Origin of the sequence: Kordiimonas sp., from assembly GCF_965216265.1 — a bacterium.
GTDB lineage: Bacteria > Pseudomonadota > Alphaproteobacteria > Sphingomonadales > Kordiimonadaceae > Kordiimonas.
In genome coordinates, this window is the sequence record NZ_OZ244153.1 from 345,175 (window position 1) to 364,461 (window position 19,287).

General features: G+C 56.2%; 16 protein-coding genes. 8 read left to right on the forward strand and 8 right to left on the reverse strand.

Translation table 11 applies throughout. The features are described from left to right. Nucleotides 1-83 precede the first annotated feature (83 nt). The 7 genes from ACOOGA_RS01605 (at nucleotide 84) to ACOOGA_RS01635 (ending at nucleotide 9,655) form a co-directional block, all read left to right on the forward strand. Nucleotides 84-2,525, forward strand: a complete 2,442-nt coding sequence (locus ACOOGA_RS01605) for a penicillin acylase family protein (protein WP_417461048.1) — start codon at nucleotides 84-86, stop codon at nucleotides 2,523-2,525. A 111-nt stretch (nucleotides 2,526-2,636) separates the two neighbouring features. Then, nucleotides 2,637-3,539, forward strand: coding sequence for a flagellar motor protein MotB (locus ACOOGA_RS01610; RefSeq protein ID WP_417461049.1), 903 nt, complete (start codon nucleotides 2,637-2,639; stop codon nucleotides 3,537-3,539). A gap of 145 nt (nucleotides 3,540-3,684) precedes the next feature. Continuing rightward, the gene (locus ACOOGA_RS01615) at nucleotides 3,685-5,517 is read left to right on the forward strand and encodes an SLC13 family permease (protein ID WP_417461050.1); all 1,833 of its coding nucleotides are present in this window, start codon (nucleotides 3,685-3,687) and stop codon (nucleotides 5,515-5,517) included. Nucleotides 5,518-5,538: 21 nt separating this feature from the next. Then, nucleotides 5,539-6,276 (forward strand): arginyltransferase, encoded by a 738-nt coding sequence (locus ACOOGA_RS01620; RefSeq protein WP_417461051.1) that lies wholly within the window; start codon nucleotides 5,539-5,541, stop codon nucleotides 6,274-6,276. A 112-nt stretch (nucleotides 6,277-6,388) separates the two neighbouring features. Further along, entirely contained in the window at nucleotides 6,389-7,570 is a 1,182-nt protein-coding gene (locus ACOOGA_RS01625; protein WP_417461052.1) for a TRAP transporter substrate-binding protein, read from the forward strand. Nucleotides 7,571-7,573: 3 nt separating this feature from the next. Next, nucleotides 7,574-8,071, forward strand: a complete 498-nt coding sequence (locus ACOOGA_RS01630; protein WP_417461053.1) for a TRAP transporter small permease subunit — start codon at nucleotides 7,574-7,576, stop codon at nucleotides 8,069-8,071. 3 nt (nucleotides 8,072-8,074) lie between these two features. After that, nucleotides 8,075-9,655: a TRAP transporter large permease gene (locus ACOOGA_RS01635; RefSeq protein ID WP_417461054.1), complete on the forward strand. Its 1,581-nt coding sequence runs from the start codon at nucleotides 8,075-8,077 to the stop codon at nucleotides 9,653-9,655. Between the two features lie 14 nt (nucleotides 9,656-9,669). Here ACOOGA_RS01635 and ACOOGA_RS01640 read toward each other — a convergent pair whose 3' ends face one another. After that, nucleotides 9,670-11,838, reverse strand: a complete 2,169-nt coding sequence (locus ACOOGA_RS01640; protein ID WP_417461055.1) for an ATP-binding protein — start codon at nucleotides 11,836-11,838, stop codon at nucleotides 9,670-9,672. Nucleotides 11,839-12,072: 234 nt separating this feature from the next. On the opposite strand from ACOOGA_RS01640, the gene ACOOGA_RS01645 reads away from it, so the two are divergent. Beyond that, nucleotides 12,073-12,459, forward strand: coding sequence for a VOC family protein (locus tag ACOOGA_RS01645; RefSeq protein ID WP_417461056.1), 387 nt, complete (start codon nucleotides 12,073-12,075; stop codon nucleotides 12,457-12,459). A gap of 87 nt (nucleotides 12,460-12,546) precedes the next feature. Here the strand turns inward: ACOOGA_RS01645 and parC are convergent, their stop codons facing one another. The 7 genes from parC to pyrE form a co-directional block, all read right to left on the reverse strand. Continuing rightward, complete coding sequence (gene parC, locus ACOOGA_RS01650; RefSeq protein ID WP_417461057.1) at nucleotides 12,547-14,796, reverse strand: DNA topoisomerase IV subunit A; 2,250 nt, start codon at nucleotides 14,794-14,796, stop codon at nucleotides 12,547-12,549. A gap of 125 nt (nucleotides 14,797-14,921) precedes the next feature. Beyond that, complete coding sequence (gene recO, locus ACOOGA_RS01655; RefSeq protein ID WP_417461058.1) at nucleotides 14,922-15,665, reverse strand: DNA repair protein RecO; 744 nt, start codon at nucleotides 15,663-15,665, stop codon at nucleotides 14,922-14,924. A gap of 9 nt (nucleotides 15,666-15,674) precedes the next feature. Beyond that, on the reverse strand, nucleotides 15,675-16,586 hold the full coding sequence (era, locus tag ACOOGA_RS01660; protein WP_417461059.1) for a GTPase Era: 912 nt from the start codon (nucleotides 16,584-16,586) through the stop codon (nucleotides 15,675-15,677). Next, entirely contained in the window at nucleotides 16,583-17,248 is a 666-nt protein-coding gene (gene rnc / locus ACOOGA_RS01665) for a ribonuclease III (RefSeq protein ID WP_417461060.1), read from the reverse strand. Before rnc ends, era begins: the two co-directional genes overlap by 4 nt. Next, nucleotides 17,245-18,006, reverse strand: coding sequence for a pyridoxine 5'-phosphate synthase (locus ACOOGA_RS01670; protein WP_417461061.1), 762 nt, complete (start codon nucleotides 18,004-18,006; stop codon nucleotides 17,245-17,247). Before ACOOGA_RS01670 ends, rnc begins: the two co-directional genes overlap by 4 nt. Before the next feature lie 18 nt (nucleotides 18,007-18,024). Beyond that, a complete protein-coding gene (locus tag ACOOGA_RS01675) occupies nucleotides 18,025-18,564 on the reverse strand; it encodes a DUF2062 domain-containing protein (RefSeq protein ID WP_417461062.1) in 540 nt (179 codons plus the stop codon). 56 nt (nucleotides 18,565-18,620) lie between these two features. Beyond that, on the reverse strand, nucleotides 18,621-19,205 hold the full coding sequence (gene pyrE, locus ACOOGA_RS01680; protein WP_417461063.1) for an orotate phosphoribosyltransferase: 585 nt from the start codon (nucleotides 19,203-19,205) through the stop codon (nucleotides 18,621-18,623). Nucleotides 19,206-19,287 lie beyond the last annotated feature (82 nt).

Genomic DNA, 19,287 nt, shown 5'->3' on the forward strand with positions numbered 1-19,287 from the left:
GTTAGTTGGTGATAAGCTTGGTTATGTTCCTATGCGGCTCATGGCCTTAAGTCCAGCATGCACTTTCGGGGGAGAATAAAAACATGCGCGCGGTTAAATTATGGTCGTCTATCGTCTTACTTTTTCTAATCTGCGTGCTGTTTCTGGCCTTTGGCTGGATGCGAAGCAGCTTGCCAAAAGTAAGCGGCACGGTCACGCTTGAAGGCCCCACGGCCCCCATTACCATCGCGCGTCATGCCCACGGCATCCCGCATATTGGTGCCGCGAGCGAACATGACCTCCAGTTCGCGATAGGCTATGTGCACGCGCAAGACCGCCTGTGGCAGATGGAAATGAACCGCCGCATTGGTAATGGCCGCGTGGCTGAAGTGCTTGGCGAAGCAGGCCTTGGTTTCGACCGCTACTTCCGCACGCTTGGTTTTCGCCGCAAGGCTGAAAGCGCATTGGCTAACCTGGATGAAGCCACGCGAAGCGCACTGCAAGCTTATGCCAACGGTGTGAACGCTTACGCGCGCACCCGCAAGGGCGCATTGCCGCCAGAGTTTGTTCTCACCGGCGTAAAGCCCGAGCCATGGAGCCCGGTTGACACCCTCGTGTGGCAGAAGATGATGTGGCTGGACTTGTCTGGCAACATGCGTTCAGAGCTTTCACGCGCCAAGCTCCTCAGCAAACTCACACCAGCGCAGGTGCGCTCTATTTATCCGCCCTACCCGGGTGATGAAGAAAGCCCCTTCCCTGATCTTGGTGCTATATACGCCCGCGCTGGCATTGATGGCGCAGCGGCGCTTGTTGGGCCTGAGAAACAGGAGGGTTACGGCTCCAACAACTGGGTGGTTGATGGCAGCATGACCAAGAGCGGCATGCCACTGCTGGCGAATGACCCGCACCTTGGGTTGACTACACCGTCGATCTGGTATCTGGCGCGGCTTCATAACACCACAACCGGCACCAATGTGATTGGGGTCACTTTCCCTGGTACGCCGTCTGTTATTCTGGGCCGTAATGACAAGATCGCCTGGGGCTTCACCAACACAGCGCCTGATATTCAGGATCTTTTTGTTGAGAAACTGGTGGGGGATGACGGTACACAATATCTGACGCCTGACGGCCCGGCTGATTTCACCACTCGTGTTGAGGTTATCAAGGTCAAGGGTGGTGACGACATACACCTGACAGTGAAGGAAACACGGCATGGTCCCGTGGTGTCTGACGTACTGGGTGACCGCGCCAACTTTATCGAGGACGGCTATGTGCTTGCGCTGCAATGGACAGCGCTGGGCGACACAGACACCGCACCCACGGGACTGCTCAAGCTCTCACAAGCGCGGGACTTTGAAGCCTTCAAAGCCGCTGGCCAATATTATTTCGGGCCTGAGCAGAACATGATCTACGCCGATACCGACGGCAACATCGGCTATTATGCGCCTGCGCAAGTGCCAGTACGCCACAGCGATAACGAGATCATGGGCCGCCTGCCCTCGCCGGGCTGGATCGCGAAATACGACTGGCAGGGTTTCATCCCGTATGAAGAATTGCCAACCTACTTCAACCCGGAAGGCGGTGTGATCGCCACCGCAAACGAGAAAATCGTTGATGGTGACTATCCGCATTTCATCACCCGCGACTGGGCTTTGCCGTACCGGGGCAACCGTATCCGGGCTGAACTTGAACGCCTTGCCCCGCATGACCTCGATAGTTTCAAAGCACTTCATGGCGATGTGGTGTCAGACATGGCGCGGGACCTTTTACCCGTACTGAAGGTTCATCTTGCCGGTGAAGGTGAGGTCGCTGACGCCCTTCTGGCGTGGGACGGCACCATGGATGCAGACAGGCCCGAGCCGCTGATCTTCCACGAGTTTATGCGCAGCTATCAGGCTCGCCTGATGAATGATGAGCTTGGCAGTATGGCCGAAGACTTCACCGGCATTCGTTCCCGCCTGATCCGCGACAGCCTTTTGTTTTCTGCCCCCGATGGTTTTGAACTGCCAGATGCCTACTATCATCTGACACCAATTGACCGTGAGGCAGCCACAGCCTGGTGTGATGATATTGTCACGGAAGATAAGATTGAGACCTGCGGTGAGCTTGCGAAAGCCGCGCTCAGGGATACGGTGCATAACCTGTCTGTGCGTCGGCACGACAACTGGACAACGTGGAAGTGGGGGGATGAACATATCCTGACCCAGTCACACAGACCCATGAGCCAAGTGCCCGTAGTATCTTCCTTTTTTGAAATTGAAACGCCGATCTCGGGCAGCCGCAACACCATCAATGTCGCTGGCGTGAGCGAAAGCAAAAGCACGCTCAACCGCTCTACCTTCGGGCCAAGCTACCGTGGTATTTTTGACCTGAGCGACCTCAACAAATCGCTCTATGTGCTGCCAACCGGCCAGTCTGGCAATCCGTTCTCAGGCGAGTTTGATGACCTGTTCCCACGCTGGCGTGATGTGGAATATATTACTATCCCCGCAAGTGGTAATGTGACCGATGGGGCGGAGGATATCCTGATCCTGCATCCGCACTAAAAGGGGTGGCCGCCAGATTCTCCTTAACAGAATGAAATCAGGCGGTTATCCTTTTGGTAAGACTAAGGCGCCATAGTTTGGCGACATACGCACCACAACCGGGAGATACGGGTGGCGAAAAACGACGACAATGACGTACGCCCAATCATCAAGAAGGTGAAGAAGGTTCAGGGCGGCGGCCACCATGGCGGCGCCTGGAAGGTAGCTTATGCTGACTTCACCACCGCGATGATGGCGTTTTTCATGCTGTTGTGGCTTCTCAATGTGGCGCCCCCCGAAACACTCGCTGGCCTTGCTGACTATTTCAGCCCTACGACAGCCGCAGTATCAGGCCGCACAGGTGCTGACGCCGTAAATGCGCCCTCTGCCGATGCGATTGGCTCGAACCCGACACCTATTGTCGCCATCAGTGTGCCCGGCCCACCGCAAAGCGGTGAGGATGACGGAGAAAACCGGGGCACGGATGAAGCAGGCGGTATTGACGACACGCTGGCCAAGCGCATTCAGGCGCAAGAAGACGCAGCTTTCAGCCAATTGCAAGAGCAACTCAGAATGGCGATCCAGCAATCGCCCGAGCTGTCGCAGGTTGCGGATCAGTTGATCATGGAGATCACCGAAGACGGCATGAAGATCCAGCTGATCGACAAGGACCGCCGCCCCATGTTCAAATCCGGCACCGATGAGCTGTATGATTTCGCTAAAAGCATGATTACCGAGATCGGCAAGTCAGTACAGACCTTGCCGAACAGAATCACTATCCTTGGCCATACAGACGGCGCAGTATATTTCGGCCCGCAGGGTGAAACCAACTGGGAGCTCAGCGCAGGCCGCGCGAATTCGGCCCGCAGGCAACTTGACACATCCGGTGTATCAATGGATCGGTTCTCTGAGGTCATTGGCAAAGCGGGCACTGACCCACTTTACCCTGACCAACCTAACAGAACCGAGAATCGCAGGATCACGATCCTCGTTCTTCGTGAAGCGCCGGTTGTACCGCCTAACCTGACCAACTAAAATAGACCAAGAGCGCTTTACGACCTTAAGTTTCGCTCATGGCGCGCACTAGCGCTGTCCGTTCAGATTTGACTTGTCGGCCATGAGGCTGACCTGTAACAATTTCCCTTAAGCTGTTTTAAACACGCGTGGATACCCCAAGTTTATGGATCTTGTTGAACCAACCATTCAAATGTGGCTGACCTTCGCGATTGTGCTGGGCGCAATCGTGGCCTACGCCTATGACCGCATCCCGCTTGAGATTTCCTCCATCGCGACGGTTGCGTTGTTGCTGCTTGTTTTTGAAATCGCCCCGATGATGAGCGCCGATGGCGAGCAGCTTATCACCCGGCGTGACCTGCTGCAGGGCTTTGCAGACCCCGCCCTTATTACCATCATGGCACTGCTTGTTGTGGGGCAAGGGCTGGTGCAAACCGGGGCGCTAAACGGCCCTGCCCGCTTCCTGATGGTGCTGGGGAAAAGCTTCCCGCGGCTTATTATCGTGGCCTGTCTTATTGTCGTTATGGTGATCTCAGGCGTGTTGAACAACACACCTGTGGTGGTGATCTTCATCCCTATCCTCGCAGCACTCGCGGAACGGCTTGGCAAAAAAGCAGCCATGGTGATGATGCCGCTCAGTTTTGCGGCCATCCTTGGTGGTAATATGACCAAGATCGGCTCAAGCACCAACCTTTTGGCCATTGGTGCCTATGAGCAGGCCGGTGGCAGCGGCATCGGCTTTTTTGATTTCACCATTCCTGGCGCCGTGATCGCTTTTGTCGGGTTTATCTATGTGATTGTTATTGCGCCCCGCCTGCTTGTGGACCGCGCGGGCCTGGCCAAGCGCCTCGCTGGTGGCGGCGGTAAACAGTTCCTGTTCCAGATGGAACTCGCACCCGATAACGGTCTCGTGGGCCAGTCAGCCGTCGCGGGCATGTTCCCCGGCCTCAAGGACGTGACCGTTCGCATGATTGAACGCGGTCGCGAAAAGCTGTTGCCCCCTTATGACGATATCACGCTTGAAGTGGGCGATGTTGTGCTTGTGGCCGCCACGCGCTCGGTGATGACCGAGCTTCTCAACGCCTCACCCGACCTTGTTTCAAGCGCCGAGGGTGAGGATGTGGACGACAAGGCCGGTGAACGCCGGGTGATCGCAGAAGCCGTCGTGGCACCAGCCTCGCGCATGGATGGTCGCACCCTTGCTCAAACCGGCTTCAGGGCCGATACCGGCGTTTCCGTGCTGGGCGTACAGCGCCGTAGCCGCATGATCCGCGCAGCCCTCTCCCAGCTTCGGCTTGAAGCGGGTGACGTGCTTCTCGTAATGGGTAGCCGCTCTGCTGTACTGGCGCTAAGGGACAACCGCGACGTTCTTTTGATGGAATCATCCGCGAGCGATGTACCAATGCAAGAATTTGCGTGGCGGGCACTCGCTATCTTTGCGGGCGTTGTGGCGCTAGCTGCGCTTGAAATCATGCCAATTGTGGTGGCGTCCCTTCTGGGCGCCACGCTGATGATGGCAAGCCGCTGCCTTAATGTGCGGCAGGCTGGCCGTGCCATTGACCGCCGGGTGTTCACCATCGTTGGTGCGGCCCTTGCGCTTGGCACCGCCATGCAAGGCACTGGTGGTGCCACATGGCTCGCGCATGCGGTGATCGAGAGCTTGCGCGGCGCGCCTGTGGCTGTGCTACTCTCGGGCTTCTTCCTGCTTGTGGCGCTGCTCACAAACGTGCTCTCAAACAACGCCACAGCAGTTCTTTTCACGCCAATTGCGGTTTCAATCGCCAGTGAACTCGGGGTTGACCCCATGCCGTTCCTGCTGGCGGTGATATTCGGCGCGAACTGTAGTTTCGCAACACCGATGAGCTATCAGACCAACCTTCTTGTGATGGCACCGGGGCATTATCGCTTTGTTGATTTCATGAAAGTCGGTACACCGCTCATTTTTGTGTGCTGGATTACTTTCTCCCTGTTCGTTCCGTGGTACTATGGTCTCCTCTAGGGCAAGGAGAAATATGTACTCATGACAGACCAAGGGCTCCAGTTTCCGAAGTTTTACGTCACGGCACCCTCGCCGTGCCCGTATCTCGACGGTCGGATTGAGCGCAAGGTTTTTACGGAACTCAGAGGACCAGACGCCGCCGCGCTGAATGAAGCGCTGGGCCGTGTTGGTTTCCGCCGCAGCCAGTCTGTGGTTTACCGCCCTGCGTGCGAAGGGTGCTCGGAATGCGTATCTGTCCGGGTTCGGGTAAAAGACTTCAAGCCAACACGCTCGATGCGCCGGGTGGCCAAATCCAACTCAGACCTCAAGGCTGAGGTGCGGCCGCCCATCGTTACCGACGAACAATATGAACTTTTGCGCACCTATCTTGAGGAACGGCACGCGGACGGCACCATGGCCGATATGACAGCGGAAGAGTTCCGCGACATGGTGGAAACCAGCCCGGTGCCCACTGTGCTGGTGGAATATCGCCGCGCAATTGACGGCAAGCTGATGGCAACCGCGCTGACGGACGAACTGTCCGACGGCCTTTCGATGATTTACAGCTTCTTCAACACACAAGAAACCTCCAGAAGCCTCGGCACCTATCTGATCTATGATCATATCGTGCGGGCGAGATATGCGAATCAGCCATACGTTTATTTGGGTTACTGGGTCAAAGACAGCCCCAAAATGAACTACAAGGGGCGCTTCAGGCCACTGGAACGCCTTGGTCAAAACGGCTGGTTCGAAATTCAGGACCAAGAAGCACCAAAATAACCGCTCTTTGCTTGCTCAAGCCGGTGCGCACTCTATACTGTGCGCCGACAGCTGCCATATGCCATATTGGCTGCATCCGCTGTCCAAAAATTCGGTTCAGGGGGAGTTATCTGTGCGCAAAAAAGCCCAACACACACCATCACAAAAAGCCAAGCCGCAACAAGCGGCGGACAAGCTGTTAAATCGTCGCTCGCTGCTCAAGGGCGCTGGCCTTGTCGGCAGCGCCGCGATGTTGGCCGCCTGTGATAGTGGCGACGCGCAGTCGGGCGCAAGCGGCCCCGCCGTTGCGACCAAACGGCGTCAGCTCAAGATGGTGACAAGCTGGCCGAAAAACTTCCCCGGCCTCGGCACAGGTGCCGAACGGCTTGCCAAGCGCATCGAAGCACTGTCGGACGGTTCCATCACGGTGAAAGTATACGCTGCGGGCGAACTGGTTGGTGCGCTGGGCGGTTTTGACGCCGTAAGCCAAGGCAAAGCGGACATGTACCACGCCGCAGAATATTACTGGCAGGGCAAATCACCCGCGTTCAACTTCTTCGCCGCTGTGCCCATGGGCATGACTGCAAATGAGATGAATGCCTGGATCCGCTTTGGTGGCGGCCAAGAGCTTTGGGACGAGCTTTCCGGCCGTTTCAATGTGAAGCCTTTCCTTGCAGGCAACACCGGCGTGCAAATGGGCGGCTGGTTCAAAAAAGACATCCATTCCGTTGAAGACTTCCAAGGTCTGCGCATTCGCATGCCCGGCCTTGGCGGTGAAGTGATGAAACGCTTTGGCGCGACCCCTGTAACCAAACAGGGCGGCGAGATTTTCCAGGCGCTTAGCCAGGGCAATATTGACGCAAGCGAGTGGATCGGCCCATGGAACGACCTCGCTTTCGGTTTCCACACCATTGTGAAAAACTATTATTACCCCGGCATTCATGAGCCCGGCACCTCGCTCTCCCTCGGTCTCAATAAAGAGCTGTGGGAAGATATGAGCCCGCGTGAGCAGGAAATCGTGCGCGCTGCTGCCGCAACCGAGAATGACCTGATGTTTGCCGAGTTTAATGCCAACAACGCCCGCGCGCTCGACACGCTTGTAAACGAACACGGTGTGCAACTGAAACGCTTCAGCGACGATATCCTGCGCGCGCTTGGCACACTTTCAGCCGAAGTACTGGCCGACGCAGCCAAAGCGGATGAGACCACCGGCAAGGTGTTTGAAAGCTTCCGCAAGGCACGGCAGGAAGGCATCCGTTGGGGTGCTATTTCTGAGCAGGCCTTTGCCCACGCCCGCAGCCTGATCGACGGATAATCCATGCGCCCTGTTGCCCTGATTGACGCTTTCCTTGAGAAAAGCGGCGGCGTTCTTGCTGTGCTGCCGCTTCTGCTTGTCCTCATCCAGTTTGCCGTTGTGCTCTTGGTGTATGTGTTCAAATCGGGCAGCATACAGCTGCAGGAAAGTCTCCAATATATTAACGCACTGATGTTTTTGGGTGGCGCGGGCTACACGGCTGTGCGCGGTGAGCATGTGCGGGTAGATATCTTCTACTCAAAGATGGCACCCCGCGCGCAAGCCCGCGTAAACTTCCTTGGCACGCTTTTCCTTCTCATCCCATTCCTGATCCTGTTCTGGATGTCTTCTGTGCCTTATGTGACAGAGAGCTGGACGATTATGGAAACCAGTGTTGAAGCAAGCGGCCTGCCGTATATCTATATCCTCAAGTCCACGCTCTTGCTGTTTGCCGTCACACTGTCACTTCATGCTGTGGCCGACCTGATGCGCTATGGCCGCGCGCTTCTGGGGAAGGATTAAGCCATGGATATGCATATTTTCCTCGTGCTCAGCATGTTTGTGGTGCTCGTGGGCTTTTTGCTGAGCGGCTTCCCGGTGGCTTTCACTCTTGGGGGCACAGGGCTTCTTTTTGGCCTTATCGGCATGGCGACCGGTACGCTGGACGCCACGTTCCTTGAGATCCTGCCGAACCGGTTGTTTGGTAATGTGATCCGCAACGAGCTTCTGTTCGCGATCCCGCTTTTCGTCTCGATGGGAGTGATGCTGGAGAAATCCAACGTGGCGGAGGATTTGCTTGAGAATATGGGGCGGCTCTTTGGCACGCTCAGGGGTGGCCTTGGTATTTCTGTTACCATCGTTGGTGCGCTGCTCGCGGCCTCAACCGGTATTGTGGGCGCAACTGTGGTCACCATGGCGCTTCTCAGCCTGCCAACCATGCTCAAGCGTGGGTATGACCCTTCCCTCGCAACGGGCTCCATCGCGGCAGCTGGCACCCTGGGGCAGATCATTCCGCCTTCAATCGTGCTTATTCTGCTCGCTGACGTTATCTCTTCTGCGTGGCAGCAGGCACAGCTCAACAACGGCAATTTCTCCCCCATTCCCATGAGCGCAGGCGAGCTGTTCGCCGGCGCGCTTATCCCCGGCCTTGTGTTGGTGGGCTTGTATATTCTCTATCAAATAGCGGTTGCTATCCTGCGGCCAAACGCAAGCCCGGCGATACCCAAAGAGGAGACCGATGTGCTGGATGCCGCGTTTTACGGGCGGCTGTTTCTGGCGCTGGCACCACCACTGGTGCTTATTGTGGCGGTGCTTGGCTCTATCCTCACCGGCATCGCGACCCCTACTGAGGCAGCTTCTGTTGGTGCGATTGGTGCCATCATGCTGGGGGCCGCACGGCTTGACGGCCTGACCCGCAAGGTGGTGATTGGCGCGCTGATGTGCCTTGTTGTGCTTCTGAGCATCAGTAATGTGGCAGACCTGCGCATGGAGCGCGCAATAGTGCCCACAAGTGACCAGGTCGCCTATTATGGCGCAATTGCACTCACCATCGCGTTTCTCGGTGGCCTTGCATGGGCGCTTTTCAAAACGTACCGGGCTAATGTGCTAAGTGAAGTACTGAAATCAACGGTGCGTATCTCCACCATGATCTATGCCATTCTTATTGGTGCTGCGCTGTTCTCGCTGGTGTTCCGTGGGCTGGGTGGTGACGCTGCTATTGAAGACCTGTTGCACGGCCTGCCCGGCGGTCAGTTTACCGCCATCTTACTCGTGATGGTGCTGATGTTTGTGCTCGGCTTCTTTCTCGACTTTATCGAGATCACCTTTGTTGTGGTACCTGTGGTGGCGCCCGCCCTTCTGGCAATGGACGGCACCTATGGCCCGATCTGGCTTGGTGTGCTGATCGCCATGAACCTGCAAACCAGTTTCCTGACTCCGCCGTTTGGTTTTGCGCTATTTTACTTGCGCGGTGTAGTACCGGAAAGCGTGCCAACCACGGCCATTTACCGTGGTGTGATACCTTTTGTGATTATCCAATTGCTGGCCTTGTTGCTGATAGCGGCAAAGCCTGAGCTGGTGACCTGGCTACCGGGTCTCTTGTTCTAGCGAACAGGGCGCCCTTAACCAGCTTTCGCCTGCCGCGTGGCAAGCACGTTGTCGATGGTGTTGATCAACAGTTCCCGGTCCACCGGTTTGCCAACAACCGCATCAATCCCCGCTTCTGCATAGGCTTTTTTATCGCTCTCCATCGTATTGGCGGTGAGGGCAATAATCGGCATGTTGGCATAAGCATCGCGGCGGCGGCGGATCAGGATCGTTGCCTCCACACCGTCCATCACTGGCATGCGAATATCCATCAATATGAGATCGAAGTCCTCCGCCTCATCCAGCGCCTCGAAAGCCTCAAGGCCGTTCGACACCAGCTTCAGCTCCCACTTATAGCGCTCAAGCAGCTTCACAATCAGGATCTGGTTGATGTTGTTATCTTCAGCCACCAACACCTTCAACTGGCGGGTTGCAGCTGCGGCAGGTGGTTTAACAGCCTGTGCACCATCATCGACAACGCCGGCTTTTTCCACTGGGCGCAAGGGCACCGAAAGCACAAAGGTAGCACCAACACCGGGCTCGCCGCTCGCTTCCAAAGTGCCCCGCATCATATGGGCTAGTTCCCGGCTGATGGAGAGCCCGAGCCCGGTGCCAGCGACACTTTTGGTTGTGGAGCCATCAAGCTGTTCAAACCGACCGAATATCTTCTCGCTATCGCTTTGTTTGAACCCCGCGCCCGTGTCCCTGACCTCAAGCCGCATGCACACACCGGGCCCATCGGGTCGGAAGGACATGGTGACATCAACACGTCCCTCATCCGTAAATTTCACCGCGTTGCCAATAAGGTTGAACAGCACCTGCCGGATACGGCTTTCGTCCCCCAGCACACATTTCGGCGCATTATGGGCCAGGTGTACATTCAGGTTCAGCCCCTTCATCTCCGCTGCCGGTCGTAGCGTGGCCGCCGCTTTCTCGATCAGATCACTGGGGTCGAACTCGCTGGGCCTCAGCCTCAGCGTGCCAGCCTCCATCTTCGCGAGGTCAAGAATATCGTCAATAATGGTCAAAAGTGTATGGGCGCTGACATTCGCGGTTTCCACAAGCTTTTGCTGCTTGGGGGTCAAACCTTCATCACCGAGAAGGTCGATCATGCCTATCACACCCGCGAGTGGTGTTCTCAGCTCATGGCTCGTATTCGCGAGGAAAGCGTCTTTCGCCCTGTTGGCACGCCGGGCAGCCTCGCCCTCAATCAGGGCTTTTTCAAGCTCGATCTGTTTACGCTCAAGCGCTTCATTCTTCTCTAAAATCGCACGTTCGGCACGCAACAGGTCTGTTACATCTCGGGCAACACCGACCACACTGATGCGTTTGCCATTGTCATCCCTAAGCATTGTGAGGCTTGCATCCACCGTCAGTGCCTCACCGTCCTTGGTTTTAAGGTCCAAGAAGCCCCGCCATTCACCGGCGGCACTTATCTGGTGCAGAATGTTGACCCTGTCGTACCGCCAGCCGCGCTCATTCGCCATCAGGTCGGCGATATTGGTGCCGATAAGCCTTTCGCGAGGAGCGCCAAAGAGAGCGGCCGCACCGTCGTTGCATTCGGTCAGGCGGCCACGTACATCGGTGACAACCACGGCTTCCCGCACCTGGCTTAGCACCTGTGCCTGCCCTTGCAACTGCCTTAGCACGCGGCATTCCGCCAGTTTTGAGCTCGCCAGGGATGCGACTGAGAGAAGTACGTCAAGATGCTCTTCTGTGAAGTGCCCAATGCGCGGGTCCTCACAATCGATCACACCCAATATTTCCCGCCCATAAAGAAGTGGTACACACAGCTCAGACCCAGCCTGCGCAATATCAGCTACATAGTCCGCACATTTTGAAACATCGTCGATCAGTTCAGGCTTGCCGGTTTTCGCAACACTACCGGTGACACCGCGACCAAGCGGTATATCAAGGGGGTTGAGGATGGTGCGGCCTTCCGGGTTTTTCTCACCGATCGCGGCGCGCTGCACAAGCACGCCATGGGCCGCGTCATATTCATAAAAAACACAATCCACAAAACCAAGGCGGCCAACCACCTCCTTGGCAACATACCAGGCGAGGTCTTCCACATTGGTGATCTGGATCAGGGAAACCGCGAAGCTGTTCAAGATGCGGAACTGCTCTTCCTTACGCTTGATCGAGACAAGCATATCCACCTGATCATCGCCTGAGCAGTGTTTCGATTTGTGGTTATTATCCAAGTGAACCCCAAGGTTTATTATTCGCTCTAAACATGCCCATATTGGCTTGAAATGTTTAACATTTCGCCAACCGCTCAACTTGAACGAAAGTTATTCTAGCAAGTTTTTCAGTATCCATACAACAGTGGCATATCTAACATGCAGGAATGTGGTGTTGCCACAAATCACTCAGGTGGCCATATCAGGAACAGGTGGCCAATCTGGGCACTTTAGGGACACGAGAGAGGATAAACAATGATCGGTTATACAACACTGGGCGCGAATGACATGGACAAGCTGGCAGCCTTCTATGATGAGCTGTTTTCCGTTGTTGGTGCAAAACGCGCCTGGGATTGGGACACTTTCAAAGCCTGGACAACCGGGCCGGGCGTGCCAATGTTCGCTTTGGCCAAGCCTTATAACGGGGAACCGGCCACAGTTGGCAACGGCGTGATGGTCGCGCTTGTGGCTCCAGACCGCGAGACCGTTGATAAATACCACGCCAAAGCCATTGAGCTTGGCGGTACATGCGAAGGTGAACCCGGGCTTCGCGGCGGCGAGGAAATGGGCTTTTATGCGGGTTATTTTCGCGACATTGAAGGCAATAAACTGAACGCCTTTAACATGCAGCCGAAAAAATAATCAGGGCAATGCCCTAAACTGGGTAATACCTAAAAGCAAAAGCGCCGGTGTTTTCACATCGGCGCTTTTTCATTTTATTACCACCGCTTAGTGGAACTTGTTGTTTCGCGGGAAGCCCATCGGTGGCAGGCGGCCTGCGTTACCGCGCTTGCCTGTCCATGGTGTCAGGTCGGTTTCCGTACGCCAACGATCTGAGTTGCCCCCCATCGGCCACGTCAGCCCTTCAGCTTTGTGGAAGATTGTCACATCCGCCATGCCGCCATCCTTGTAGCGCTGTAGGGCAACACCCTGTCCCCGTGCCAAAGTTGGTATTTCATCAAGCTCGAACACCAGCAGTTTGCGGTTATCACCAATCACGGCAACGCTGTCACCGTCTGCGGCCATGCAGTGTGTGGCAACCACATCGCCCTTCACGTTCAGGAGCTGTTTGCCGCCCTTTTTCATCGCAACAGCCTGATCAGCCTCCAGCACAAAACCTTTACCCAGTGAGCTCGCGACAAAGAGCTTGCCGCCCGGCTGGTATGGCAGAAGCGAGACGATCTCGTCGTTCGCGTCCATATCCACCATCAGGCGCACGGGCTCACCGTTGCCGCGCCCGCCTGGAAGCTTGTCAGCCCCCAGCGTGTACATCTTGCCATTGGTCGCAAACAGGAACAGCTTGTCAGTGGTATAGGCATGGAAGCGGAACCGCTCCTCATCACCTTCTTTATACTTCTGTTCTTCCTCTGGTTTTGCGTGCCCTTTAAGCGCCCGCACCCAGCCACGTTTCGAGCAAAGCACCGTAATCGGCTCTTTCTCGATCATGGCCTCAATCGGCACGACCTCAGCCGTTGGTGCATCGCCAAAGCGTGTACGGCGCTTACCAAGGGTCGTTTCGGGCCCGAATTTTTCTTTAACCTCTGAAAGCTTGTCACCAACCGCGATCCACTGCAGGGCTTCAGACGCAATAAGCGCATTCAGTTTGGACTTCTCGTCCTCAAGCTTGGAATGCTCGGTCCGGATCTCCATTTCCTCAAGCTTCCTCAAGGCCCGCAAGCGCATGTTGAGGATCGCTTCGGCCTGGTTGTCCGTTAGCTTGAAGGTGCTCATCAGGCTGGCTTTTGCGTCATCCTCTTCACGAATGATGCGGATCACCTCATCAAGATTGAGATAGGCAATCAGGTAGCCAGACAGGATCTCCAGCCTGCGCTCGATCTTCTCAAGGCGGTAGTTGCTACGGCGCAGCAGCACATCGATCTGATGATCAAGGAAACTGTCCAGCACTTCCTTGAGCGAAAGCACACGAGGCCTGCCGTCATAGGCAATCACGTTCATATTGAGGGAGAAACGCACCTCAAGTTCCGTCATGCGGAACAGGCTCTCCATCAATACTTTTTCATCAACCGAGCGGTTCTTCGGCTCCAGCACCACCCGAATTTCCTCGGTGGATTCGTCGCGCACATCGGTAAGAATCGGCAGTTTTTTGTCGTTGATCAGCTCAGCGATCTTCTCGATCAGCTTGGATTTCTGAACCTGATACGGGATTTCCGTCAGCACGATCTGATACTGGCCGTGTGAGAGGTCTTCCCGCTCCCACCGTGCCCGCACCCGCAAAGCACCCCGGCCTGTTTCATAGGCGTGCTCGATGGTCTCGCGGTTTTCCACAATCTGGCCACCGGTCGGGAAATCCGGCCCCGGTATGCGGTCCATCAGGTCACGCACCGTTACCTCGCGCGCCGGGTCTCGCCGCGCTTCAATAAGCAATTGCAGACCGTCTATCAACTCACCCACATTATGGGGCGGGATATTGGTGGCCATACCCACAGCGATACCACTTGAGCCGTTCGCGAGCAGGTTCGGGAACGCACCGGGGAAAACGATGGGCTCAGAATCTTCCCCGTCATAGGTTTCCCGGAAATCAACGGCGTCTTCATCCAGCCATTCCATGAGGGCTGCGGCAACTTCTGTGAGGCGCGCCTCAGTGTACCGCATCGCCGCCGCATTATCGCCGTCGATATTGCCGAAGTTGCCCTGCCCGTCCACCAGCGGGAAACGCACAGCAAAATCCTGCGCCAGACGCACCATGGCGTCATAGACAGATTGGTCACCGTGAGGGTGATATTTACCAATAACATCCCCCACCACGCGGGCACATTTTTTGTAGCCGGTTTTTGGGTCCAGCTTCAAAAGACGCATGGCGTAAAGCAGCCTGCGGTGCACGGGTTTAAGCCCGTCGCGCACGTCCGGCAATGAGCGGGACATGATGGTAGACATTGCGTACGCGAGGTAACGTTCGCTCAGTGCATTCGCGAACGGTGCCTCGATGATATTTTCAGTAAACTCAGGATGTGTCGTCATGGCGCCAACTATAACAATCGGAATCGAAAACGCCACAAGATGTTGTGGTTATCCACAAAAGATTTTCACCATCTATTGCGGATAGAAAAAATACGCGTATGCAGTGCCCTGCCTCACTGTGGGGCTTATCGGCTCAACCGCCTGAGGGTCGACAGAAAACGGTCCCGTGCTGGTGGTTGGCCTGTGCCTGCCACGGCCCAGACGGTGCGCTCAAGGAAATAACCGGTGAGCGCGAGGCCGCTCGCGGCTTCTTCCGCTGTGGCGTCAGAGAGTTTCCCAGATGTTAGGAACGGCGCTAGCGGCAGCAATTTTTCCTTATACGGTCCCCCGGCCTCAAGGCTGACCGCCCGCCCTGTTTTTGGGGATACATACACGAGATTTTCCCGCACGCCTGTGCCCGCACACTGGCTGAGGTCAAGGCCGTAGCCAAGCTCGCTCAAAATACCCATCTCCATGCGTGCAAGCGCACCGCCCCACTGTGGCGGAGAACCACCGTCATGCTCAAGAAGCGCTATAAGCGCCTCAAGTGCTTCAAACACACTCACGTGGGCTTCCCGCTCTGGCAAAGTGGAGGCCACGACAGCCGTGATGGCGGACAACGCTGATATGCGGCTGCCCTCCCCCATCATCTGTCCAAGCGGGCTGTGGATCAGCTCAACAGTAAAACGGCCAAGGTTAGCCTCCAGTCGCGCATACCATTTGAGCGAAAGCCTGTTACCCACCTGCAGGTTGGCTTTGTTGCGACGGCCAAGCCCGCCTTTGATGAAACCGCGCGCGCGACCGTGGTCGCGGGTCATCACCTCAAGAACGGCATCCGCCTCCCCATGCCGGGAGACGGAAAGAACGATACCTTCATCCTGCCATTCCACGACGGGTGCCTATTCTACGAAGTCGAGGCCCATGTCCTTGTACATGGTGCGGTCTTCTGCCCAGCGCTCTGTCACGCGCACATGCAGGAACAGATGGACCTTACGGTCGAAGTTTTCCTGCATATCTTCACGCGCCAGCTGGCCCAGAATTTTAAGCATTGAACCCTGCTTGCCGATCACGATGCCTTTTTGGCTGTCGCGCTCCACATGGATCACCTGCTCGATGCGGACACTACCGTCCTTGCGGTCTTCCCATTTCTCGGTTTCCACTGTTGTGGCGTAGGGCAACTCGTCATGCAGGCGCAGGTATATCTTCTCGCGCGTAATCTCTGCCGCCAAAAGGCGCATGGTTACGTCTGCGATCTGGTCCTCGGGGTACATCCACGGCCCTTCGGGCGACAGGCCAGATAAATGCGCCTTCAGGTCTTGTACACCATCACCCGTGAGCGCCGAGATCATGAAAATCTCATCAAACACACCTTCTTCGTGCAGGCTTTGCGCCAGTGCGAGAAGCTGTTCGCGGCGCACGGTATCAATCTTGTTGATGGCCAGAATAACGCGGCGTTTGGCGTTCTTGAGCCCCTTGATGATGCGCTCTACTTCTTCGTTCATGCCTTTTTTGGCATCAATCAGCAGAACGGTCATCTCAGCATCTTCAGAACCCTTCCAGGCAGCGTTCACCATCGCGCGGTCAAGGCGGCGCTTGGGTTCAAAAATGCCGGGGGTATCGATAAACACAAGCTGTGTGTTTTCATACATACCAATACCCGTCACCTTGGTGCGGGTGGTTTGTACCTTATGCGTCACAATCGCAACCTTGGCACCCACAAGGGCGTTCAGGAGGGTGGATTTCCCCGCATTTGGCGCCCCGATAAGCGCCACAAATCCGCAGCGCGGTGCGCCCGCAGCTACTTCTGTCATTCACTCTCTCCTGTCAGCTTGGCAAGCAAAGCCCCTGCGGCCGCTTGCTCAGCCTGTCGCTTGGCGCTGCCTGTGGCATGCGCTTCGCCATGATTTTCTACGGTCGCTGCAATCGTGAATTCAGGGTTATGATCGGGGCCTGTGCGTTCCACCATACGGTAGTACGGCAGTGGCAGCCCGCGTGCCTGACACCATTCCTGTAGCAATGTTTTACAGTCCTTGTAAGCACTTGGCCCTTCCTTCATCAGGTGTGCCCAGTGCTTACGGATAAATATGTTTGCGACGTCAAAGCCGCCGTCCAGATACATGGCGCCGATCACGGCCTCTGTCACGTCAGCCTGCACGGCTTCCTTGTCGCGTGTGCCCTCAGCTTCCGCGCCTGGCGTCAGCTTAAGCGCGTCAGAGAAGCCCAGCCTATAGGCCATCTCGGCCAGAGTTTCACGCCGCACAAGGGCGGTGAACCGGCGGTTGAGCTTGCCTTCCGCCTCAGTCGGATACGCCTCCAGAAGCCACGTGGAGATCACCAACCCCAGCACCCTGTCCCCCAGAAACTCAAGCCGTTGGTAGTTGTGGGTACCAGAGAGGGATGGATGAGTGAGCGCTTCCTGAAGGTAACTTGGTCTACTGAAGGTATACCCCGCGATTGTCTTGCGCCCGCTCATGCGCCTGTGGCCCCATTTGGCACCACGCCGCGCGCTTCATCCATCAGGCGGCGCATCTCAACGATCGAGGCTTCTAACCCGTGGAAAATGGCCTCGCCAATCAGGAAGTGGCCGATATTCAGTTCCATCAACTCAGGGATTTCCGCGATAGGTTTCACCGTCTCATAGGAAAGACCGTGACCCGCGTGCATCTCAAGCCCTTTACCATACCCATAAGCAACCGCTTTTTTGATACGTTCAAGCTCTTCCGCGCGTGCGTCACCCGTCAGTTCACAATAAGCACCGGTATGGATTTCCGTGACCGGCGCACCGAGGGAGATAGCCGCATCAAGCTGTGTCTCATCGGGGTCGATAAAAAGGCTGACCCGGATACCGGCGCGGCTCAATTCATCCACATAATGCTTGAGCCGGTTATGCTGCCCGGCAGCGTCAAGGCCACCTTCTGTAGTCAGTTCCTGCCGTTTTTCTGGCACAAGGCAGCAGGCATGCGGCTTGTGACGAAGCGCAATCTCAAGCATCTCGTCAGTTGCGGCGATCTCAAGGTTGAGCGGCACAGCAAGCACGTCTGAAAGGGATGCTATATCTTCGTCAGAGATATGGCGACGGTCCTCGCGCAGATGCGCGGTTATACCGTCAGCGCCCGCAAGCACGGCAAGCCCCGCAGCCCGCACAGGGTCCGGGTGGCGGATACCACGCGCATTGCGAATGGTGGCCACATGGTCAATGTTCACGCCTAGGCGCAGTTTATTCCTTCTCATAGCCTGCCTTTTTTGCCCCTAACCAGCCTGACCTGCGTCAGTCTCACCGGGGCGCTTTTTTTCTTGCAACCTGATCTGCCGGGCGGAGCGATAGCCGGTCAATAGACCCTTGAATGAGAAATAGAATAACAACCAGACAATCACCGCCACGGGAATACCGCCTACAATAAGCGGAAAAACAATCGGCAGGAAAGAGCTGAGATAGGTAATCGGTGCATCAAACAGCGCATCCCAGCTCCACTCAGGCACATGCCCTGCGACATGTTCACCCAAAATCAGCGTACCCACCTGCCCCGTCAGCGTAAAAATGAACGGGAATGTCCAGGGGTTTCCTATCGCTGTACCAATAGCAGCAGCAACCAGATTGCCCCGTGTAAGCCACGCCAAGGCAAAACCCATCAGGAAATGCAGCCCAATAAACGGCGTGAAGGAAACCGCCGCCCCCGCAGCCACACCACCCGCTATACTATGCGCCGTACCCGGCAGCCGCGCAATACGGTGCCAAAGATATTGGCCCGCACGCCTAAAGCCCGAGCTTGGCCAAAGCCAACTCGCCAATTTGCGCCACCATGGCAGTCCTGTACGCCGCCTGAACAGCATTTGCGCTTCTCACATTAGGATTTAAGCCCACGGCTACCCGGTTTGATTGCTGGAATGGCTTTCAGCTCATCCGGCAGGTTATCTGGCTCATAGGCCGGTGCATTGATATTCACGAGCGACGTGATCGGCGCGCCAACATCGACATCACCGCCGGACCGATTAACAAGGCAGCCAGCGGCCACAACATCACCACCCCATTCATGGATGGTTTTAATACATTCCCGCGACGACAGGCCCGTGGTGATCACATCTTCCATCATCAGGATACGCGCGCCTTTCGGAATTTCGAAACCACGTCGCAGGGCAAACTCACCCTCAACCCGTTCAGTAAAGATTCCGTCAACACCCAGCTGCCGCGCCACTTCATACCCCACGATCACCCCGCCCATAGCAGGGCTTACCACCAGATCAACCTCCACGCCGGTTGCGCGGAGTTTATCCGCAAATGCAGCACAAAGGCGACCGGCGCGTGCCGGGTCCATCAGTACGCGTGCACATTGCAGATACACGGAACTATGCAAGCCAGATGAAAGCTTGAAATGGCCTTCAAGTAGCGCGCCAGCATCGCGGAATTCACCTAATACCGTTTCCTGATCCATGAAATGTGCTCCTGTCGCTTGGAATGGGGTCGTTGCGCCTTCGGCGGATAGAGCGCGGGGGGCCAATCGTCAAGCAAAATCA